15 protein-coding genes, 2 tRNA genes and 3 rRNA genes are annotated in these 22,429 nt (G+C 51.8%); 7 read left to right on the forward strand and 13 right to left on the reverse strand.

Annotated features, from left to right (window positions below; translation table 11 throughout):
* Positions 1-99 precede the first annotated feature (99 nt).
* From LVJ83_RS10415 to LVJ83_RS10430, 4 genes are all read left to right on the forward strand, one after another.
* Positions 100-2,313 carry a RelA/SpoT family protein gene (locus LVJ83_RS10415; protein ID WP_244784450.1) on the forward strand — a complete coding sequence of 738 codons (2,214 nt, stop codon included), beginning with the start codon at positions 100-102 and terminating at the stop codon, positions 2,311-2,313.
* A 168-nt stretch (positions 2,314-2,481) separates the two neighbouring features.
* The gene (locus LVJ83_RS10420) at positions 2,482-3,984 is read left to right on the forward strand and encodes a hypothetical protein (RefSeq protein ID WP_244784452.1); all 1,503 of its coding nucleotides are present in this window, start codon (positions 2,482-2,484) and stop codon (positions 3,982-3,984) included.
* A 165-nt stretch (positions 3,985-4,149) separates the two neighbouring features.
* Positions 4,150-4,500 (forward strand): helix-turn-helix domain-containing protein, encoded by a 351-nt coding sequence (locus tag LVJ83_RS10425; RefSeq protein WP_244784454.1) that lies wholly within the window; start codon positions 4,150-4,152, stop codon positions 4,498-4,500.
* Positions 4,485-5,306: an IS3 family transposase gene (locus LVJ83_RS10430; RefSeq protein ID WP_244787743.1), complete on the forward strand. Its 822-nt coding sequence runs from the start codon at positions 4,485-4,487 to the stop codon at positions 5,304-5,306. The genes LVJ83_RS10425 and LVJ83_RS10430 overlap by 16 nt, the downstream gene beginning before the upstream one ends.
* Before the next feature lie 91 nt (positions 5,307-5,397).
* On the opposite strand, the gene LVJ83_RS10435 is transcribed toward LVJ83_RS10430, so the two are convergent.
* Positions 5,398-6,498: a glycerol dehydrogenase gene (locus LVJ83_RS10435; RefSeq protein ID WP_244784455.1), complete on the reverse strand. Its 1,101-nt coding sequence runs from the start codon at positions 6,496-6,498 to the stop codon at positions 5,398-5,400.
* Positions 6,499-7,035: 537 nt separating this feature from the next.
* Here LVJ83_RS10435 and LVJ83_RS10440 point away from each other — a divergent pair.
* Together LVJ83_RS10440 and LVJ83_RS10445 are read left to right on the forward strand one after the other, a co-directional pair.
* Positions 7,036-7,311 carry a hypothetical protein gene (locus tag LVJ83_RS10440; RefSeq protein ID WP_244784457.1) on the forward strand — a complete coding sequence of 92 codons (276 nt, stop codon included), beginning with the start codon at positions 7,036-7,038 and terminating at the stop codon, positions 7,309-7,311.
* The gene (locus LVJ83_RS10445; protein WP_342345072.1) at positions 7,308-7,730 is read left to right on the forward strand and encodes a DUF4124 domain-containing protein; all 423 of its coding nucleotides are present in this window, start codon (positions 7,308-7,310) and stop codon (positions 7,728-7,730) included. Before LVJ83_RS10440 ends, LVJ83_RS10445 begins: the two co-directional genes overlap by 4 nt.
* Positions 7,731-8,300: 570 nt before the next feature.
* On the opposite strand, the gene mpl is transcribed toward LVJ83_RS10445, so the two are convergent.
* From mpl to rluD, 4 genes are all read right to left on the reverse strand, one after another.
* On the reverse strand, positions 8,301-9,677 hold the full coding sequence (mpl, locus tag LVJ83_RS10450) for a UDP-N-acetylmuramate:L-alanyl-gamma-D-glutamyl-meso-diaminopimelate ligase (RefSeq protein ID WP_244784459.1): 1,377 nt from the start codon (positions 9,675-9,677) through the stop codon (positions 8,301-8,303).
* A gap of 108 nt (positions 9,678-9,785) precedes the next feature.
* Positions 9,786-11,129: a branched-chain amino acid transport system II carrier protein gene (brnQ, locus tag LVJ83_RS10455; RefSeq protein ID WP_244784460.1), complete on the reverse strand. Its 1,344-nt coding sequence runs from the start codon at positions 11,127-11,129 to the stop codon at positions 9,786-9,788.
* A 399-nt stretch (positions 11,130-11,528) separates the two neighbouring features.
* A complete protein-coding gene (gene pgeF, locus LVJ83_RS10460) occupies positions 11,529-12,326 on the reverse strand; it encodes a peptidoglycan editing factor PgeF (protein ID WP_244784463.1) in 798 nt (265 codons plus the stop codon).
* Positions 12,327-12,741: 415 nt separating this feature from the next.
* Positions 12,742-13,863: a 23S rRNA pseudouridine(1911/1915/1917) synthase RluD gene (gene rluD, locus LVJ83_RS10465; RefSeq protein WP_244784465.1), complete on the reverse strand. Its 1,122-nt coding sequence runs from the start codon at positions 13,861-13,863 to the stop codon at positions 12,742-12,744.
* Here rluD and LVJ83_RS10470 point away from each other — a divergent pair.
* Positions 13,862-14,665, forward strand: a complete 804-nt coding sequence (locus tag LVJ83_RS10470) for an outer membrane protein assembly factor BamD (RefSeq protein WP_244784467.1) — start codon at positions 13,862-13,864, stop codon at positions 14,663-14,665. The genes rluD and LVJ83_RS10470 overlap by 2 nt on opposite strands.
* Before the next feature lie 81 nt (positions 14,666-14,746).
* Here LVJ83_RS10470 and LVJ83_RS10475 read toward each other — a convergent pair whose 3' ends face one another.
* The 8 genes from LVJ83_RS10475 to LVJ83_RS10510 form a co-directional block, all read right to left on the reverse strand.
* Entirely contained in the window at positions 14,747-15,286 is a 540-nt protein-coding gene (locus tag LVJ83_RS10475; protein WP_244784469.1) for an IS630 family transposase, read from the reverse strand.
* On the reverse strand, positions 15,267-15,584 hold the full coding sequence (locus tag LVJ83_RS10480) for an IS630 transposase-related protein (RefSeq protein WP_244784471.1): 318 nt from the start codon (positions 15,582-15,584) through the stop codon (positions 15,267-15,269). The genes LVJ83_RS10475 and LVJ83_RS10480 overlap by 20 nt, the downstream gene beginning before the upstream one ends.
* Positions 15,585-16,048: 464 nt before the next feature.
* On the reverse strand, positions 16,049-16,339 hold the full coding sequence (locus LVJ83_RS10485; protein WP_244784473.1) for a ComEA family DNA-binding protein: 291 nt from the start codon (positions 16,337-16,339) through the stop codon (positions 16,049-16,051).
* A 245-nt stretch (positions 16,340-16,584) separates the two neighbouring features.
* Positions 16,585-16,697, reverse strand: a 5S ribosomal RNA gene (gene rrf / locus LVJ83_RS10490).
* A 187-nt stretch (positions 16,698-16,884) separates the two neighbouring features.
* A 23S ribosomal RNA gene (locus tag LVJ83_RS10495) occupies positions 16,885-19,778 on the reverse strand.
* Between the two features lie 457 nt (positions 19,779-20,235).
* A tRNA-Ala gene (locus tag LVJ83_RS10500) sits at positions 20,236-20,311 on the reverse strand.
* A 29-nt stretch (positions 20,312-20,340) separates the two neighbouring features.
* Positions 20,341-20,417, reverse strand: a tRNA-Ile gene (locus LVJ83_RS10505).
* Between the two features lie 82 nt (positions 20,418-20,499).
* Positions 20,500-22,040 (reverse strand): 16S ribosomal RNA (locus tag LVJ83_RS10510).
* Together the 16S, 23S and 5S rRNA genes with 2 tRNA genes alongside form the textbook arrangement of a ribosomal RNA operon.
* Positions 22,041-22,429 lie beyond the last annotated feature (389 nt).

The following is a 22,429-nucleotide window of genomic DNA, read 5'->3' on the forward strand; positions in this document are numbered from 1 at the left end:
AATCAAACCGTTATCAGTAAAGCAGTAAAAGTTATCAAACCGCCGGTGCAAATTTGCTACAATAGCCTCTGTCCATCAGCCTTATCGGAAACCGCAATTATGGCCAGCATTAGACAAGCGCCCAGCAGCATCGCCCCCAATCTGGAAAACTACCGCCAATGGTTTGACCGCTACAGCGGCCGGCTGCCTGAAAAAGATGCCAAACTGCTGCGTAACGCGCTGATGCTGGCCGAAGCCTACTACCCCGCCGATGCCGTTACCCCCAGCGGCGAACCGCTGTTGGGCAACCTGATGGGCGCCGCCGAAATGGTGGCCGAAATGGATTTGCTGCCCGATGCCATCGCCGCCACGCTGCTGACCGATATTTCAAGCTATTGCAGCAACTGGCAGGAGCAGGTCGGCAGCCAATGCAACGCCACCGTTGCCTCACTGGTCAAAGGCATCGACGAAGTGCAAAAGCTCACCCATTTTGCCAAAGTCGACAACCTCGCCACCCCCGAAGAGCGCGCCGAACAAGCCGAAACCATGCGCAAAATGCTGCTGGCGATGGTAAGCGACATCCGCGTGGTCTTAATCAAACTCGCCCTGCGCACCCGCACCATGCAATTTGTCGGCACCCAGCCCGACAGCCCCGAAAAACGCACGCTGGCCAAAGAAACGCTGGATATTTTCGCCCCGCTGGCCAACCGCCTCGGTGTATGGCAGCTCAAATGGCAGCTCGAAGATTTGGGCTTCCGCCACCAAAACCCCGAAGAATACAAAAAAATCGCCCGCCTGCTCGATGAAAAACGCACCGAGCGGCTCGAATACATCGAAAACTTTCTGCAAAACCTGCGCACCGAGCTAGACAAATACGGCATCCACTACGATGTGGCCGGCCGCCCCAAACACATCTATTCCATTTATAAAAAAATGGTCAAAAAAAAGCTCGATTTCCAAGGGCTTTACGACATCCGCGCCGTGCGCATTCTGGTCGACACCATTCCCGAGTGCTACACCACATTGGGGCTGGTACACAGCCTGTGGCAGCCGATTCCCGGCGAATTCGACGACTACATCGCCCAACCCAAAGGCAACGGCTATAAAAGCCTGCACACCGTCGTGGTCGGCCCCGAAGACAAAGGCGTAGAAGTGCAAATCCGCACCTTCGACATGCACCAATTCAACGAATTCGGCGTGGCCGCCCACTGGCGCTACAAAGAAGGCGGCAAAGGCGACAGCGCCTACGAGCAGAAAATCGCCTGGCTGCGGCAACTGCTCGACTGGCGCGAAAACATGGCCGACAGCGACAAAGAAGACCTCGCCGGCGCCTTTCGCACCGAATTATTTAACGACACCATTTACGTGCTCACACCCCACGGCAAAGTATTGTCGCTGCCCATCGGCGCCACCCCCATCGACTTTGCCTACGCCCTGCACAGCAGCATCGGCGACCGCTGCCGCGGCGCCAAAGTAGAAGGCCAGATTGTGCCGCTTTCCACCCCGCTCGAAAACGGCCAGCGCGTGGAAATCATCACTGCCAAAGAAGGCTCGCCCTCCGTCAACTGGCTCTACGAAGGCTGGGTAAAAAGCAACAAAGCCATCAGCAAAATCCGCGCCTTTATCCGCCAGCAAAATGCCGATGCCGTGCGCGAAAACGGCCGCAGCCAGTTTGAAAAACAAATCGCCAAAATCTCGCCCAAGCCCAATCTGCAAGACTTGGCCGAAAAACTCGGCTACAAAAAAATCGACGAGCTCTACACCGCCGTCGGCCAAGGCGAAATCTCACCGCGCGCCATTCAAAAAGCCTGCGGCACACTAAACGAACCGCCCCCCGAGCCGGTGAGCGAAAGCAACATCGTCAAGCAGTCGAAAATCAAAAAAGGCGGCAAAAACGGCGTACTCATCGATGGCGAAGACGGCCTCTTTACCACCCTGGCCAGATGCTGCAAACCCGCCCCGCCCGACGACATCATCGGCTTTGTTACCCGCGAGCGCGGCATTTCGGTGCACCGTCAAAACTGCCCTTCATTCCGCCACCTGGCCGAGCAATCGCCCGACAAAGTGCTGCCCGCCGCCTGGGCAGGCCTGCAAGAAGGCCAAGTGTTTGCCGTGGATATCGAAATCCGCGCCCAAGACCGCAGCGGCCTGCTGCGCGATGTCTCCGACGCGCTGGCCCGCAACAAGCTCAACGTTACCGCCGTGCAAACCCAATCGCGCGATTTGGAAGCCAGCATGCGCTTTACGCTGGAAGTCAGACAGGTTAACGACCTGCCGCGCGTTTTGGCCGGCTTGGCCGAAGTCAAAGGCGTATTGAGCGTTACACGGCTGTAAACGGCAAAAATAAACACAGGCCGTCTGAAAGATTTCAGACGGCCTGTGTTTATTTTTGCTACTGCACGTTTTGACCGGCGTTTGTTTTTCCCACCAATCTTACCGCTTCAGCAACCTAGCTCCCTCCCCTGTGGGGGAGGGCTGGGGAGAGGGCGGCAAACCGCAGGTTTGCTTCATCGCGCTATCATCATTTTCAGACGGCCTGACCGTTATGCAAGCCTTACGGCTTGTGCCCTCTCCCTAACCCTCTCCCACGGGAGAGGGAATTCGGTTGCTGTTGTGTTTGCCGTTACGCGTTTTTTACCGTTGCGTGTTTTTACCGTTGCGGTGTTCGGGGCGGCGTTTGTTTTCCCGCCAATCTTTTACTGCTTCAGCCACCTAACTCCCTCCCCTGTGGGGGAGGGCTGGGGAGAGGGCGGCAAACCGCAGGTTTGCTTTATTGTGCATTCCGCCATCATTTCAGACGGCCTGACCGTTATGCAAGCCTTGCGGCTTGTGCCACTCTCCCTAACCCTCTCCCACGGGAGAGGGAACTCGGTTACTGTTGTTTTTGCCGTTGCGCGTTTTTTACCGTTGCGTGTTTTTACCGTTGCGTGTTTTTACCGTTGCGTGTTTTTACCGTTGCGGTGTTCGAGGCGGCGTTTGTTTTTCCGCCAATCTTACCGCTTCAGCAACCTGGCTCCCTCCCCTGTGGGGGAGGGTTGGGGAGAGGGCGGCAAACCGCAGGTTTGCTTCATCGCGTATTCTGTCATCATCATTTTCAGACGGCCTGACCATTATTCAAGCCTTACGGCTTGTGCCCTCGCCCTAACCCTCTCCCACGGGAGAGGGAATTCGGTTACTGTTGTGTTTGCCGTTACGCGTTTTTTGCCGTCGTGTGTTTTTGCCATTGTGCATTTTTCCTGGCGTTTGTTTTTCCGCCAATCTTACCGCTTCAGCAACCTGGCTCCCTCCCCTGTGGGGGAGGGTTGGGGAGAGGGCGGCAAACCGCAGGTTTGCTTCATCGCGTATTCTGTCATCATCATTTTCAGACGGCCTGACCGTTATGCAAGCCTTACGGCTTGTGCCCTCTCCCTACCCCTCTCCCACGGGAGAGGGAATTCGGTTGCTGTTGTGTTTGCCGTTACGCGTTTTTTGCCGTCGTGTGTTTTTGCCATTGTGCATTTTTCCTGGCGTTTGTTTTTCCGTCAATCTTACCGCTTCAGCCACTTGACTCCCTCCCCTGTGGGGGAGGGTTGGGGAGAGGGCGGCAAACCGCAGGTTTGCATCATTCCGCCTTCCGCCATCATCATTTTCAGACGGCCTGACCATTATTCAAGCCTTGCGGCTTGTGCCCTCTCCCTAACCCTCTCCCACGGGAGAGGGAATTCGGTTACTGTTGTGTTTGCCGTTACGCGTTTTTTTACCGTTGTGTGTTTTTGCCGTTGCGCATTTTGGCCGGCGTTATTTTCCCGCCAACCTTACCGCTTCAGCAACCTGGCTCCCTCCCCAGCGGGGGAGGGTTGGGGAGAGGGCGGCAAACCGCAGGTTTGCTTCATCGCGTATTCCGTCATCATCATTTTCAGACGGCCTGTTTCTGCGTCCACTTCAGCTGCCTCGCCAACATCTCGGTGTATACCGGGCAATCTTTATTGTGCAAAACGCCCATACCCATTCACAAAAATAACCTAACAGCGTTGGCTCGCCTTACGTGTGTACTGTCTTCGGATCGCCGCCTTATCAGCTTATTTGGGAAATAAACAGGCTGTTATCAAACAGTCAGAGGCCGTCTGAACATATGAACTGTACCCCAAAAGTTGGACACCCCCACCAACCCATGAAAGGTACAGTTTTCTTATGTCCAAATACAGCCTACACTTCAAACATCAGGCCGTGATGCGTTATTATGCACTCAGAAGCCAACAACGCACCGCAGACGAGCTTCAAATATCCCGAACCCACTTACGCCGATGGATTGCCGCCTACGAGCGAGCAGGCATCCACGCGCTGGAGCACCCTCAAAGCACCATGTCCAAACAACGCAAAAACCCCTTTATTACCGACAAACCCGATGCCGAAAAAACACAGGCAGAGCTATTAGAAGAAGTCGCCTACCTCAGAGCGGAGAACGCCTATCTAAAAAAGCTCGATGCGCTGATGAAGAGCGCAAACCCAACCGAGAAAAAGCCCGCATCATCGAAGCATTAAAAACAGAACACCCGCTGAAATATCTTTGCGAATCTGCCGAACTGTCACACAGCAGCTTCTACTTCAGCAGAAAAAGCAACCAAAAGCCCGACAAAGATCAGGCAGATATGGAAGCAGTATACGCCGTTTACCAGCAGCACAAAGGCTGTTACGGACAAAGGCGCATTGCCGCCGCACTGTCATGGAACACCAAGAAAGCAGCGCGGCTGATGAAAAAAATGAATTTGAAAGCCATCGTCAGAGCCAAGCGAAAATACCACCCGCCGGCGATGGGCGAAACATCCGAGAATCTGTTGAAGCGCAACTTTAACGCCAACACACCCGACGAGAAATGGCTGACCGATGTCACCGAATTCAAATGCGACGGTCAAAAGCTGTATCTGTCGCCGATACTCGATTTGTATAACCGCGAAATCCGCAGCTATCACCTGTCGCGCCGCCCGAACAGCGAAATGGTAACGACCATGCTGTCACAGGCAGTAGCGCAGCTGGGCGCACGCAAACCGATGCTGCACTCCGACCAGGGCGTATTGTATCGTTGCCATGCGTATCGTGAGCAATTGGCAGAGGCAGGCATCACCCAAAGCATGTCGCGCAAAGGCAATTGCTGGGATAATGCGCCGATGGAGAGTTTTTTCGCAATATTGAAGACGGAATGTTTCTACAACCGGACTTTTGCTTCGATAGAGGAATTGGAGGCGGAAATACATGACTATATCCGCTACTACAACTATGAGCGATTGAGTTTGAATTTGAAAAAACTGAGCCCTGTGGCATACAGAACTCAGTTTGCAACCGCCGCTTGAAGCGTGATTGATTCAGCGGTTTGAAAATGTCCAATATTTTGGGGGGCAGTTCACGTGTTCAGACGGCCTCTGACGGATTCAAATACTGAATTTAATCTTGATATTGCTGCAATAGTTTGTCGGCCGCCACAATGGCATCGTAAACCATATCCGGCGTTACTTTAAACGGCTCGTTGTGGATGGTTTCGCCTTCTGCGCAGGAAAGTTCGGCCACTTGGCGCCATTCTGCTTCTTTGAATTCTTTCAAACCCAAATCGGCCAGCGTGAGCGGCAAGCCCACGGCTTTGATGATGCCGATCACTTCTTCCAACTCTTCCGACGGCACGCCTTCCATCACCAGCTGTGTAACCAAGCCGAACGCTACTTTTTCGCCGTGCATGGCTCCGTGCAAATCGTGAACGGCGGTCATGCCGTTATGAATAGCGTGTGCCGCCGCCAAACCGCCCGATTCGGCACCGACACCGCTCATATAGATGGTGGCTTCAATGGTGCGTTCCAGCGCAGGCGTGACGGCTTTGGCTGCCACCGCGCTCATTGCTTGCGGGGCGTAATCGCGGATGGTTTCATAACACATTTTGGCAATGCCCAAACCGGCCAGGCTGGGCTGCATCAGCACCAGATTGATGCCGTTGGTTTGGTAGCAGGTGCGTGCCTCAAAATAGGTGGCCAAACCGTCGCCCACGCCGGCAGCAAAGAAACGTGCCGGTTCGGCAGCCAAAAGCTTGGTATCGGCCAATACGGCATTGGGGTTGTTGGGCAGAAACAGATAACGGTTAAACGAACCGTCGGCATTGTAGACCACGGTCAGGGCGGTACACGGCGCATCGGTGGAAGCCAGGGTGGGGAAAATCACCACCGGCGCATTTTTGTAGTAAGCTACGGCTTTGGCGGTATCGAGCGTTTTACCGCCGCCAATGCCGACCACAAACTGGCAGCCGCCTTTATCATATTCGGCTTGCTGGCGGTTGATTTCTTCATCAGAAGATTCGCCGCCAAACACGGTAAACACAGCCTTAACTTCGTTTTCAGCCAAACTCTCACGGGCGTCGGCTTGAGCTTTTTCGGCGATAAACGGGTCGCAAATAATCAGGCCGGCCTTGCCGTATTGCTTGAGGTGTTTGCCCAAATCGCTGAGTAACCCCGCTTGGATTAAGAATTTCATCGGAGAGGTAATTGATTTAACAGCAGCCATTTTATTTCCTTTCAGATTTTGAAGATGTGTGAGAACTTCCTGACCATTCGATTGACGAATATTTTGTTCCTGAAAACGCATCTGCTACGTTAAAAATTTCACAAAACGCCATCTATGTTTCGAATGGATATGAAACTTTATTACGGATAATATACGCCTGTATCCCGCAACAATATTTGCGCTATATCAAGCAGCCAACAATGTATTAACATCTTATTGAGAGGCCGTCTGAAAGCTAGGGTGTCCGGACAATTTGTTTATGAGGGGATTTTTGTTCCTGAAAATGCAGATGCCAGGCAAAAAACGCAGCAAGATTGGGTATCTTGCGAGGCTTTTTAACGCAGCAGATGCGTTTTTCAGGAGCAAAAAGCTCCCATAAATCGAATTATCAGGACACCCAAAGGAACTAATATTGGAAACTGAAAAAATTTATTATACTGCTGTGATTTTGATTTCTGCGCTTTCCATTTTGCTCAGCCCTTTTTTCTATATCAGGCAGGGCAAAAGGCCTGTGCAAGGGCACACGGTTAAACGGCAGTGGAAAGCCGTATTGGCCGGCAACATCATTACTGCTTTAATTTTATTGACGGTTTGGTGGCTGTGGCTGCGCTAGGGTGTTCTGATGTGTCGTTTATAAGGGGATTTTTGCGTCTGAAAATGCAGATGCCAGACAAAAAATGCAGCAAAATCAAGCCGCTTCGTCAGGTTTTTAACGTAGCAGCTGCGTTTTCAAGCACAAAATATACCCGTAAATCAAACAATCAAGAAACCCTCTCATTACTGTTATGCAATCAAATGAAGGAAAAATCATGAAAGCCTTGATCACCATTCTGCTGCTCAGCGCCAGCCTGCCGGTTTTTTCAGCAACAGTGTATGAATGCACCGACAGCAACGGCCGCCGCACCTACACTCAAAACCCTGACGGCAACTGCCGCGCCAGCAAACTGGGCACGCCGAGCGTGTATACCTCCGCACCGGCATACACCGCCCCAGCCGCCACCGCCGCACCCGACCTTCCGCCCCCCTCTGCCGGCAGCGATATTGCCGCCGCCCGGCAACAACTTGAACAGGCTCGAAAAAATCTGGAAGAAGGCAAAAAAGTGCGCTATGGCAATGAGCGTAATTATGTGCGCTACCAACAACGGATTGCCGCTTTAGAACAAGCCGTCAGCGAAGCGCAGCAACAACTGGATGCGGCACAACAAGGCAGCAACCATAATGGGGTGCATTAAATTCTGACTTTCCCGGCCTTGGCAAAATTTGCACCGCCCTCTTGCAATAAACCTGTCAAGCCCGATAAACAAATAATACCCATTCATAAAAGCAAGCTGACAAAGTGGCGAGCCGAAGACCGTATCATGCACACGGGGCTGGTTGGCTTGTCGCTTCAGCGCCTTAGCGAAACCAATCCTCTTTGAGCTCGGGCGGACTAATGGAGTCAGGTTGCTTTAGTGAATGGGTATTATTCTGAAAACAAGGCCGTCTGAAAACATTTTCTTTCAGACGGCCTTTGCATGCACAAGGTATTCGTGAGCAAAACCCACGCCCTACACCCTGTAGGTCAGATTCTTGAATCCGACACTTTTCAGGCGGCTAAAATCATTTGAAATCACAAGAATATCAAATCATTTACCGGATATAAATCTCCGACCTGCACTTACTCATGCCGTCAGGTTGTTTTTGTGAATGGGTATAATGCCTATTTTACAGGCAATGCCTAGATTGAGTTAAGGCCGTCTGAAACCACATACAGCGTTTCAGACGGCCTCTTAATGAATGATTAAACATTACCGGCAAGCGGATTATTGGAGTGCATGCAATAATTTTTCATGAATGCCGCCAAACCCACCGTTACTCATCACCAAAATATGGTCGCCGTTTGCGGCCGACTCGGCAATGGTGCGCACAAAGCTGTCAAAATCTTTGCCGACATGCAATTTGCCGCCCAAAGGCGCCAGCGCTTCGGCCACATCCCAATCCACACCGCCGGCATAACAGAACACTTCATCGGCATCTGCCAAACTCTGCGGCAGGGCGGCTTTCATGGTGCCGAGTTTCATGGTATTGGAGCGCGGCTCCAACACCGCCAAAATGCGGGCAGCGCCCACTTTTTGGCGCAGCCCTGCCACAGTGGTGGCAATGGCGGTAGGATGGTGGGCGAAATCGTCATATACGGTAATGCCGTTGATTTTGCCTTTGGTTTCCATGCGGCGTTTCACATTTTTAAATGCGCCCAACGCCTCGCACGCAGTGGCAATATTCACGCCCACATGTCGTGCGGCAGCAATAACGGCCAAGGCATTCATGCGGTTGTGGCCGCCGATAAGATCCCATGCCACATGCCCGACTTGGATGCCGTTGAGCATAACATCAAATGAGCCGTCGGCAGCCACACCCGCCACCTGCCAGCCGTCGCTGTTGCCGAAAAATTCCACCGGTGTCCAGCAGCCTTGGTCTAAGGTATCGCGCAAACTTTGTTCGGTGCCGTTGCTGATGATCAGGCCTTCGCCGGGTATAGCGCGCACCAAATGGTGAAATTGGGTTTGAATGGCCGCCAAATCGGCAAAAATATCGGCATGGTCGAATTCGAGATTATTGAGTATGCAGGTGCGTGGGCGGTAATGCACGAATTTGCTGCGCTTATCGAAAAAGGCCGTATCGTATTCATCGGCCTCAATCACAAAAAACGGCGATTGGCTGTGGGCATCTTGGCGCGGGGTTTGCGGCAAGCGCGCTGATACGCTGAAATTCTGCGGCACGCCGCCAATCAGAAAACCCGGTGCCAAACCGGCATATTCCAACACCCATGCCAACATGCTGGCGGTGGTGGTTTTACCGTGCGTGCCCGCCACAGCCAGCACCCAACGGCTGTGCAATACGTTTTCCGCCAACCATTGCGGCCCCGAAATATAGGGCAGGCCGCGATTTAAAACTGCCTCAACCACCGCCATGCCGCGCTTGGCCACGTTGCCGATCACATACACATCGGCCTGAAACGCATCCAATTGCTCGGCATCAAAACCTTCATGCACGTCAATGCCGAGCGCTTCAAGCTGAGTGCTCATCGGCGGATACATTTTGGCATCGCAACCGCTTACTTTAAAGCCGGCCTCTTGAGCAATCGCCGCCACACCGCCCATAAAAGTGCCGCCGATGCCGATAATGTGGATGTGTTTCATGTTGTGTGTTTGGTTCGTCAAAACAAAACGGCATTATAGCCGAATATAAACAGGCCGTCTGAAACCGGTAGCAATGCTTTCAGACGGCCTGTCGATTATATTGACCGATCAGGCTTTTTTCTTGCTGGCAACATTCAAAATACAGCCCAGAATAAAACCTGCCGAAGCCGGCACCAACCAGCCCAGGCCGATATTGTATAACGGCAGGCTGTTGTTGATGGCCGCGGCGGTGGCTTCGCTGAAGCCGAATGCGGTTTTATATGCATCCAGCAAGCCCACAACCAGCGTGGCGAAAATAGTGCATACATAAACCAAACGGCTGCCGCCGAAAAATTTATCTAAAAAGGCCAGCAAAATAATCACCACGGTGAGCGGATACAGCAGCATCAGCATCGGAATCGAAAAGCTGATAATGCCGGCCAAACCTTTGTTGGCCAATGCGCAGGAAATCAGCGTGAAGATAATGGCAAAGTTGCGGTAAGACACGCGCGGCCAGATGCGGTTGAAATATTCGGCACATGAAGTAATCAAGCCCACCGAAGTGGTTAGGCAGGCCAAAAACACAATGGCCGCCAGCAGCACATTGCCGCCGATACCGAAATAATGCTGCGCCGTTTGCGACAACACCGCCGCACCGGTATCCAAAATACCGAACAGGCTCACACTGCTGGCGCCCATGTAGGCAATCAGCGCATACACCACCGCCAGACACACCGCTGCCAATATGCCTGCACGAATGGTCAGGCCGGTCAGCGTTTTTGTGTCGCTCACGCCGCGGGCGCGAATGGCATCAATCACAATAATGGCAAACACCAATGAAGCCAGCGCATCCATGGTGTTGTAGCCTTCAAGAAAGCCTTTTACCAGCGGCTGCGTCACAAACTCAGCTTGCGCAGGCTGCAACGCACCCATCGGCGACAACACCGCCGCGCCGACCAGCACCGCGATGCACAACAGCAACATCGGGGTCAGCACCTTGCCGATGCGGTCGATCAATTTACCCGGCGACATTGCCAGCCAATACGAAATGGCAAAAAACACCAAGCTGAAGATGGCCAATGCCCATGATTTCTGCGCGGCAGCCTCCGCCCCCAAAAACGGCACAATACCGATTTCAAAAGACACCGTGGCGGTGCGCGGAATCGCAAACAGCGGGCCGATCGACAAATACAGCAATACAGCAAACAACACGCCGTATAAAGGGGTTACCCGCGAAGCCAGCTCTTGCACATCGCGCGAACCGGAATAGCCGATAGCCGCCACACCCAAAAGCGGCAAGCCTGCACCGGTCAGCATAAAGCCCAGCATGGCCGATACGATATTGTCGCCCGCCTGCTGGCCCATGGCCGCCGGGAAAATCAGGTTCCCCGCGCCGAAAAACAAAGCAAACAGCATCAGGCCGGTGGCCCAAAACAGCGATTTTTGTGTGGACGGATGAGCGGAAGTCGTCATGCGCATACCTTTTTGTTGGTTTTATTAAACAAATGCCGCAGTTGTGCCGAAAATCAGGCCAACACAGCCGGCAACAGAAACTTTCGGCCTTTGGCCGCAGCCTCTAGATTACCGTTTCAAGCGATGAAATATAGCAGATTTTTTACTGCCGTTGACAGTTTCTTTACTTTGACAGCTGAAGGCCTTAACTTCTGCATGACAATACGAGCATTAAACCAATGATTTAATGTGAAAAGAAAGATTTACACCCATTCAAAAAAAGTAAGCGGACAAGACGGCGGGGTCGAAGACAGCACACACGTACGGGGTCGGTTGACTTGGCGCTTCAGCGCCTTAGCGACCCCGGTCCTCTTCGAGCACAGACAAGCCAGCGCCGTTAGCTCATTTTTGTGAATGGCATCAGACGGCCTCATCGGCCAGCCATACCATGCTCACCATGCGCCCGGTTTGGCCGTCGCGGCGATACGAAAAAAAGCTGTCCCGTTCCAATACCGTACAACGCGTACCGCCGTAAATCTGCGTGACCCCTTCGCGCCTCAGCAGCAAACGCGCCAATGCATAAATATCAGCCAGATATTTGCCGGCGCCAATCGGCTCGAATGCCGCTTCGGCTTGCGGCAGCGGGCGGCAAAAGGCATCATAAACATCTTGCCCGACTTCAAACGCATCCGGCCCGATAGCCGGCCCGAAATAGGCCATGATTTCCGATGCAGGCACGCCCATGGCCGATATCGTATTTTGCAGCACGCCGCCGGCCAACCCCCGCCAGCCCGCATGAGCCGCACCCACCACGGTGCCGGCATTGTCACAAAACAACACCGGCAGACAATCGGCAGTCATCACTGCACAAGCCGCCAAACCGCTGTCATCAACGCTGGCATCCGCATCCAAAGGCTCCGTCAGGCTGTCGCACGCCCGTACCACATCCGCACTGTGCGTCTGGTTCAAATAAGCCACCGGCACGCCTGTCTGCTTTGCGACAATGGCACGATTGTGTGCCACCAGCTCGGGCTTGTCCCCCACATGCATACCGACATTCATCGCGGCAAACGCTTTCTCTTCACTAACACCGCCCTTGCGGGTGCTGATTAAGGTTTTGACATTGGCCGGTGCCGGCCAATCGGCAGATAAAAATGGCGATACATCTTGGCTCAGGCCGATGGCTGCGTTTAAATTCAAATTAAGTGTTTGGCTCATGCCCATTCCTTTTTTCAGACGGCCTTTTTTTCAGACGGCCAATGATATTCTGAAGTGATTTTTATGCCACAGACACAGGCTTCAACGTAAAACCGGCGCAATACAGCACCTCAAAACATGAGCGCTGTTGAAACTGCTATCGCTGATTCAGCTAGAATCATCATACGAGGCGGCAAGCCGAAACCAGTACAAGGAGTGCGGCAAGACAGCTCAGTAGGATAATTTCAGTTGAACGGCTAGGGTGTCCTGACAATTCGTTTATGGAGGGATTTTTGTTCCCGGAAATGCAAGCGCAAGGCAAAAACGCAGCAAGATTGGACATTTTTCGAGGCTTTTTAACGCAGCAGGTGTGCTTTTAGCACCAAAAAGATGATGACATATGACACATCAGGACACCCTAGACAATCATTTACGTTCAATCACGCACATACATCACCTCCACATCATAATCATCATCGTCCCAATCGTCGTCGTCACCGCCGCCCACTTTGTCCTGCCATTCCACTTCGTTGCTTAACGAGGAATCCAGCCCGGCCTCTAAACGTAAAACTGATAATAAATGATACATATCGGCCGGAATCGGCGCTTCAAACGCTACGGCTTCCCCGCTTTGCGGATGCACAAAGCTCAAACGGTAAGCATGCAGCGCCTGCCGCGCCAATCCTTTTACCGCTTCTTTTACTGCATCAGAACAGGCATGGCGCGGGTTGCCGTATACCGGGTCTGCCGCCAACGGATGATTGGCTTCACGCATATGCACACGGATTTGATGGGTGCGCCCTGTTTCCAGCGCACACTCGATATAACTGTGCGCCAAATAACGCTCCAGCACCTTTACATGAGTGACCGCAGGCTTACCACCGAATTTTACCACTGCCATTTTCAAACGGTTATGCGGATCTCGGCCGATCAAGGTATCGATTTTGCCGTCAAACGGCACAATTCCATTGGCAATCGCACGATAAATCCGCTTAACCGTGCGTGCCTGAAGCTGCTGTACCAAATGATTTTGCGCCGGTAAGTTTTTGGCCACCACCATCAAGCCGCTGGTTTCTTTATCCAAACGATGTACAATACCCGCTCGCGGCACCTGGCTCAAAGCCGGACAATGAGCCAGCAGACCATTAAGCAGCGTACCCGTCCAATTGCCGGCCGCCGGATGAACGACCAATCCGGCCGGCTTGTTGAGCACAATAACCGTATCGTCTTCGTAAACAATGTCCAAGTCCATCGTTTCGGGCGTAAAAGCCAGATTTTCTTCGCTCTGCCGCACGGTGACACACAAATCCTCACCGCCGATAACTTTGTCTTTCGGCTGCGCAGGTTTATCATTCACCAACACCGCCCCCTCTTTAATCCAACCGGTCAGGCGGCTGCGGGAATAATCAGGCAACAATTTTGCCAGCGCCGCATCCAAGCGCATACCTGCCAAATCAACAGGAACAGTTAAATTTATGCAACTTTCTGCATTAAGGACTGCCGAAAACTCCAAATCATCGTTATAATCAGCAGCATTGTCAAAGGAAGTGTTTTGCATGAAAAAAATTCTTTTAGTAGTAACCTTAGGTTTCGCCCTGAGCGGTTGTGCCAACACCGGCACCGTCGATAAAGACGCCCAAATCACCCAAGATTGGACAGTGGACCGTCTCTACACCGAAGCGCAAGACGAATTAAACAGCAACAATTATACGCGAGCCATCAAGTTATACGAAATATTGGAATCACGGTTCCCCAACGGCCGCCACGCGCAACAAGCCCAACTGGATACCGCTTATGCTTACTATAAAGATGACGAGCCGGAAAAAGCCTTGGCTGCAATCGAGCGGTTCCAACGCATTTACCCGCAACACCCGAATATGGATTATGCCCTATACCTGAAAGGCTTGGTATTGTTTAATGAAGACCAGTCATTCTTAAACAAACTGGCTTCGCAAGACTGGTCCGACCGCGACCCTAAAGCCAACCGTGACGCTTATCATGCATTTGCCCAATTGGTGGAACGCTACCCCGACAGCCGCTATGCACCGGATGCCAGCGAACGCATGGCCAAACTTGTTGATGCTTTGGGCGGCAATGAAATCGCCGTTGCCCGCTACTATATCAATCGCGGCGCCTATCTCGCAGCAGCCAACCGCGCACAAAAAGTGGTCGAACAATATCAAAACACCCGCTTTGTGGAAGAAGCTCTGGCCATTATGGAGTTATCATACACCCGTATGAACAAACCGCAATTGGCCGAAGATACCCGTCGCATTCTGGCGCAAAACTTCCCCAACAGCCCATATCTCCAAAAACCGTGGCAAGCCAACAGCATGCCTTGGTGGCGCTACTGGAAATAAAATAGCAATTTAAGGTTAGGCCGTCTGAAACTGAATCAGTTTCAGACGGCCTTTGGCTTTATTTTTACATAGTCGAAGAAATTAAAAACTGTCACAAATCCACAAGAAATAGAAAAACAGCGTATCCAGACAATCTATCCTCCAATCTTTCCGTTTCCGCTTAATCCAAGCCCAAGTTTGCTCAATCGGATTTAGGTCGGGGCTGTAGGGAGGCAGCCAAAGAATCGTATGCCCCGCTTTTTCAATCAAGTCTTGAATATCCTGTCTTTTATGAAATGTGGCATTATCCATCACGATCACGCTGCTTGGGGGCAGTTCTGGCAGCAGTAGCATTTCAACCCAGTGATGGAAAACGGTACTGTCAATGCTGCAATTATAAAGACCTACCGAAAATAATCGGTTATCGTGAATCGCGCCAATAGCATTGGTGGTGTTTTTCAATTGCCGGTTGTCAGTGCCGTAACACTTTTCGCCTTTCGTTGCGTATCCATAGGGACGGTAATCGTTGGATTTGAAGCCACTTTCGTCAAGATAGATAATCGGTCTGCCATCTTGTTCGTAACGTGCGCGTTGCTTACTGAAACAACGGCGTTTTGCTTTATCAGCCCGAGGATGTTTCAAGGTCTTTTTTTTGAGTCATCTTCAACCGTTTCAATGCAATGCCGATTGCCCGTTGCGTGCAGTTAAAGCGGACGGCTCTCTCTCTTTGATAATGGTCGGGATACTGCGCTACATCTTGGCGTAACTTTTCCATATCGATTTTGGAGTGACGGGTGGTTACTATTTTTCGCTCCGGCTGCTTCTTCCAGTTTTGTATGGTGCTTTTACTGATGTTGAATTCAGCGGCTAAAGCTCGATAGGTTTCACCTGATTCGAGCTTTGCTAATATCATTTGTCGATAATCTTTTGAGTAGGCCATGGTTTTTCTATTGTACTAGTTTTGTTTTTCTTTGACTATATTAAGGCCGTCTGAAACATTCAAACAACCTTAGTAAAGCCCCTTAATAACAGCAAACCGCAGCCAAAGCTCCCCCCCGCAATAAGCAGATTACTATCGAAGCCACTTCCTGATATTCCTGTCTAATCGTGCCCATTCCACCAACACCAAACCATCAGCAGCTATCCGACATGCAGGCTGCAGCCCGATGCAGTAAAAGCCTTCAAGACACTTTCAGACGGCATCGTTCAAGCAACGGAGCCGGTTTAACCGCGGTTTGAATAAATGGTATCAAACGTATCGCAATCATTGAAACGAAATAAGCCAAGGTGCCGCGGCAGCAACCCGGCGGGCACCGCCGCCAACACCCGGTATTGTGCAGCCGCCATTCCCCCCTAAAGCAAAGGCCGCCCGAACGGGCAGCCTTCAAACAGCTAAACGCAGCATCACGGCTTCTTAAGCGCAGGCTTGGCCTTCTTCGCCGCCGCCCCCGATACCGAAGCCTCATCCTTCAGACGGTTGTAAATACCGTCTCCGATCCCCTTCACGTTCTTCAGCTCCTCCACACTTTTGAAGTTGCCGTTGCGGCTGCGGTACTCTACAATCGCCGCCGCTTTCGAGGGGCCGATGCCCGGCAGGGCTTTGAGCTCTTCTTCCCCGGCGGTGTTGATGTTGACCGCCGCCAGCGAGAAGCCGGTGCTTATCAGCGCCAGTGCGCCCCAAATCAGTTTTTTCATATTGTTTTCCTTCGTAATGTTGTTCGGCCTTCACCGGCAGCCTCTGCTGCATGCCGGCATTTGTTTATGATAAGGGTATTTTTTGATGCGTTCAAATATTTTTACTGCATTAACGGTTATGTGCCCGAATATTGCGCCGGTTTGTCGCAATCGGGCAACAGCAAGAGCTGCTGGGGCCGTCTGCCCGCCAACCATCCACAGAATAAAGCCCCGATACGTTTCCGTATCGGGGCTCTTGAATGGGTGTCTGGCAGTGACCTACTTTCACATGGGTATCCACACTATCATCGGCGCTGAGTCGTTTCACGGTCCTGTTCGGGATGGGAAGGCGTGGGACCAACTCGCTATGGCCGCCAGACTTAAACTGTACAAATTGCTAAAGCCGTCGCAACATGGTCTCCCATCTTGCTTTATCAACATGAACCGGGGCGCGCTCTGGGCGCTGCGCCCGCTTCCAACAAGGGTAATGTGTATCGCATGTCCGTACTGCTGTACGGCTCATGACTTCAGTAAGCTTTATCATCATTCGAAGTTCTTCAAATGATAGAGTCAAGCCTCACGAGCAATTAGTATCGGTTAGCTTCACGCGTTGCCGCGCTTCCACACCCGACCTATCAACGTCCTGGTCTCGAACGACTCTTTAGGGTGGTTAAACCACCAGGGAAGTCTCATCTTCAGGCGAGTTTCGCGCTTAGATGCTTTCAGCGCTTATCTCTTCCGAACTTAGCTACCCGGCTATGCCACTGGCGTGACAACCGGTACACCAGAGGTTCGTCCACTCCGGTCCTCTCGTACTAGGAGCAGCCCCCGTCAAACTTCCAACGCCCACTGCAGATAGGGACCAAACTGTCTCACGACGTTTTAAACCCAGCTCACGTACCACTTTAAATGGCGAACAGCCATACCCTTGGGACCGACTACAGCCCCAGGATGTGATGAGCCGACATCGAGGTGCCAAACTCCGCCGTCGATATGAACTCTTGGGCGGAATCAGCCTGTTATCCCCGGAGTACCTTTTATCCGTTGAGCGATGGCCCTTCCATTCAGAACCACCGGATCACTATGTCCTGCTTTCGCACCTGCTCGACTTGTCGGTCTCGCAGTTAAGCTACCTTTTGCCATTGCACTATCAGCCCGATTTCCGACCGGACCTAGGTAACCTTCGAACTCCTCCGTTACTCTTTGGGAGGAGACCGCCCCAGTCAAACTGCCTACCATGCACGGTCCCCGATCCGGATAACGGACCTGGGTTAGAACCTCAAAGTCACCAGGGTGGTATTTCAAGGACGGCTCCACCAAGACTAGCGTCTCGGCTTCTAAGCCTCCCACCTATCCTACACAAGTGACTTCAAAGTCCAATGCAAAGCTACAGTAAAGGTTCACGGGGTCTTTCCGTCTAGCAGCGGGGAGATTGCATCTTCACAACCATTTCAACTTCGCTGAGTCTCAGGAGGAGACAGTGTGGCCATCGTTACGCCATTCGTGCGGGTCGGAACTTACCCGACAAGGAATTTCGCTACCTTAGGACCGTTATAGTTACGGCCGCCGTTTACTGGGGCTTCGATCCGATGCTCTCACATCTTCAATTAACCTTCCAGCACCGGGCAGGCGTCACACCCTATACGTCCACTTTCGTGTTAGCAGAGTGCTGTGTTTTTAATAAACAGTCGCAGCCACCGATTCTCTGCGACCCTCCAATGCTTACAGAGCTAGTCTTTCACATCAGAGGGCATACCTTCTCCCGAAGTTACGGTATCAATTTGCCGAGTTCCTTCTCCTGAGTTCTCTCAAGCGCCTTAGAATTCTCATCCTACCCACCTGTGTCGGTTTGCGGTACGGTTCTGATTTAGCTGAAGCTTAGTGGCTTTTCCTGGAAGCGTGGTATCTGTCACTTCGCATCCGTAGATGCTCGTTATCACTTCTCGGTGTTATGAAAGTCCGGATTTGCCTAAACTTTCCACCTACCGGCTTGAACGGCCTATTCCAACAGACCGCTGACATAACCTTCTCCGTCCCCACATCGCACTAAATCAAAGTACGGGAATATTAACCCGTTTCCCATCGACTACGCATTTCTGCCTCGCCTTAGGGGCCGACTCACCCTACGCCGATGAACGTTGCGTAGGAAACCTTGGGTTTTCGGCGAGCGGGCTTTTCACCCGCTTTATCGCTACTCATGTCAACATTCGCACTTCTGATACCTCCAGCAACCTTCTCAAGTCACCTTCTTCGGCCTACAGAACGCTCCCCTACCATGCTAATCTAAATTAGCATCCGCAGCTTCGGTTATAGATTTGAGCCCCGTTACATCTTCCGCGCAGGACGACTCGACCAGTGAGCTATTACGCTTTCTTTAAATGATGGCTGCTTCTAAGCCAACATCCTGGCTGTCTGGGCCTTCCCACTTCGTTTACCACTTAATCTATCATTTGGGACCTTAGCTGGCGGTCTGGGTTGTTTCCCTCTTGACAACGGACGTTAGCACCCGCTGTCTGTCTCCCGAGGAACCACTTGATGGTATTCTTAGTTTGCCATGGGTTGGTAAGTTGCAATAACCCCCTAGCCATAACAGTGCTTTACCCCCATCAGTGTCTTGCTCGAGGCACTACCTAAATAGTTTTCGGGGAGAACCAGCTATCTCCGAGTTTGTTTAGCCTTTCACCCCTATCCACAGCTCATCCCCGCATTTTGCAACATGCGTGGGTTCGGACCTCCAGTGCGTGTTACCGCACCTTCATCCTGGCCATGGATAGATCACTCGGTTTCGGGTCTACACCCAGCAACTCGTCGCCCTATTAAGACTCGGTTTCCCTACGCCTCCCCTATCCGGTTAAGCTCGCTACTGAATGTAAGTCGTTGACCCATTATACAAAAGGTACGCAGTCACACCTCTAGGGTGCTCCCACTGTTTGTATGCATCAGGTTTCAGGTTCTGTTTCACTCCCCTCCCGGGGTTCTTTTCGCCTTTCCCTCACGGTACTGGTTCACTATCGGTCGATGATGAGTATTTAGCCTTGGAGGATGGTCCCCCCATCTTCAAACAGGATTTCTCGTGTCCCGCCCTACTTGTCGTATACCTAGTACCATACTTGAAATTTCGAATACGGGGCTTTCACCCACTATGGCCAAGCTTCCCAGCTTGTTCTTCTATCTCAAGTATTATCGTATACAGGCTCCTCCGCTTTCGCTCGCCACTACTTGCGGAATCTCGGTTGATTTCTTTTCCTCCGGGTACTTAGATGGTTCAGTTCTCCGGGTTCGCTTCTCTCAAGCTATGTATTCACTTGAGGATACCGTACAGAATACGGTGGGTTTCCCCATTCGGACATCGCGGGATCTTTGCTTTATTGCCAGCTCCCCCGCGCTTTTCGCAGGCTTACACGTCCTTCTTCGCCTATCATCGCCAAGGCATCCACCTGATGCACTTATTCACTTGACTCTATCATTTCAAGAACCTCATTGACTTCGCCCAACCTCCCGTTGACTAGGGGACCGGACTTGAGGTGCCTACTTTGATAAAGCTTACTGCTTTGTTGTGTGATTCACTCTGCCTTTTGTGTTTCAGAGTGAATCCGATACAATCATCACCCAAATTTTTGTGCTCCGATTGCTGCTGGGCTGTCGCCGGATATACCGGCTCTGCTTTTGCTGAAACGCATTCCGTTGCAACGGTTTGCGCTTCCAATCGAAACAACATTGTCTTTGTTTGTTGATTTCGGCTTTCCAATTTGTTAAAGATCGATGCGTCTGCCGCCGCGGATTTTGCCCGGGCTTCAGAATAACTTCGCAAATCAAAATGAGCTGGCCATTATAACAGCCGCTTTCGCTCTGTCAATTAAAATAAGAAGCTGCCGCTTCTTTTTCCTTTTCCAACTCGCTTTGATTTGGGAAGCTTTTGGTGGAGGCAAACGGGATCGAACCGATGACCCCCTGCTTGCAAAGCAGGTGCTCTACCAACTGAGCTATGCCCCCAGTACCGGCCGTGCGGTGCTACTTCTGTTTGGTGGGTCTGGGAGGACTTGAACCTCCGACCCCACGCTTATCAAGCGTGTGCTCTAACCAGCTGAGCTACAAACCCAAGGCCTTTGCTTCTTTAATTCTGCATCTCTTCTACAGTTTACCGATAAGTGTGAATACGACAACGCCTCTTCTTTCTCTAGAAAGGAGGTGATCCAGCCGCAGGTTCCCCTACGGCTACCTTGTTACGACTTCACCCCAGTCATGAAGCATACCGTGTTAAGCGGGCTCCCGAAGGTTACCCTACCCAATTCTGGTATCCCCCACTCCCATGGTGTGACGGGCGGTGTGTACAAGACCCGGGAACGTATTCACCGCAGTATGCTGACCTGCGATTACTAGCGATTCCGACTTCATGCACTCGAGTTGCAGAGTGCAATCCGGACTACGATCGGTTTTCTGGGATTGGCTCCACCTCGCGGCTTGGCTACCCTCTGTACCGACCATTGTATGACGTGTGAAGCCCTGGTCATAAGGGCCATGAGGACTTGACGTCATCCCCACCTTCCTCCGGTTTGTCACCGGCAGTCTCATTAGAGTGCCCAACTTAATGATGGCAACTAATGACAAGGGTTGCGCTCGTTGCGGGACTTAACCCAACATCTCACGACACGAGCTGACGACAGCCATGCAGCACCTGTGTTACGGCTCCCGAAGGCACAACTCCGTCTCTGGAGTCTTCCGTACATGTCAAGACCAGGTAAGGTTCTTCGCGTTGCATCGAATTAATCCACATCATCCACCGCTTGTGCGGGTCCCCGTCAATTCCTTTGAGTTTTAATCTTGCGACCGTACTCCCCAGGCGGTCAATTTCACGCGTTAGCTACGCTACTAAGGCATCATGTACCCCAACAGCTAATTGACATCGTTTAGGGCGTGGACTACCAGGGTATCTAATCCTGTTTGCTACCCACGCTTTCGAGCATGAACGTCAGTGTTATCCCAGGGGGCTGCCTTCGCCATCGGTATTCCTCCACATCTCTACGCATTTCACTGCTACACGTGGAATTCTACCCCCCTCTGACACACTCTAGTTACCCAGTTCAAAACGCAGTTCCCAGGTTGAGCCCGGGGCTTTCACATCTTGCTTAAATAACCGTCTGCGCTCGCTTTACGCCCAGTAATTCCGATTAACGCTCGCACCCTACGTATTACCGCGGCTGCTGGCACGTAGTTAGCCGGTGCTTATTCTTCAGGTACCGTCATCACCACCGAGTATTAGCCGGCGGCTTTTCTTCCCTGACAAAAGTACTTTACAACCCGAAGGCCTTCTTCATACACGCGGCATGGCTGGATCAGGCTTGCGCCCATTGTCCAAAATTCCCCACTGCTGCCTCCCGTAGGAGTCTGGGCCGTGTCTCAGTCCCAGTGTGGCGGATCATCCTCTCAGACCCGCTACTGATCGTCGCCTTGGTGGGCTCTTACCCCACCAACTAGCTAATCAGACATCGGCCGCTCAAATAGCGCAAGGCCCTAAGGTCCCCTGCTTTCCTCCTCAGAGAATATGCGGTATTAGCCATCCTTTCGGACAGTTATCCCCCACTACTCGGTACGTTCCGATGCGTTACTCACCCGTTCGCCACTCGCCATCAAAAGAGCAAGCTCTTCTATGCTGCCGTCCGACTTGCATGTGTAAAGCATGCCGCCAGCGTTCAATCTGAGCCAGGATCAAACTCTTATGTTTAATCTCTAACTTTTTTTAACTTCTGGTCTGCTTCAAAGAAATAAACGAAGATATGTTAAAACATTTCTTGTCTATCTTTTTCAACAGTGTGAGGCGTCACCGCACTCACACTTATCGGTAATCTGTTTGTTAAAGAGCAAGAACGAAATTATACAACACCCAATCTTCTTGTCAACCGCAGAATCTAAAAACTTTATCTATAAAGCCTTCTCAATCCCACCGTCCGTGCTATAATTATCAGTTCGTTTCGTCACCGCCGAAGCAGCGAAGAACCGAACTATACCCCCTCCCCCAAACACCGTCAACCAAAATGCCGGAAGTTTTTTTACCCAAAACCGGCATCACCTTGTTTTAGATGCGCATTTTGTTTCAACGCTTTTAGATTCCAA

This window comes from Uruburuella testudinis (assembly GCF_022870865.1).
Lineage (GTDB): Bacteria > Pseudomonadota > Gammaproteobacteria > Burkholderiales > Neisseriaceae > Neisseria > Neisseria testudinis.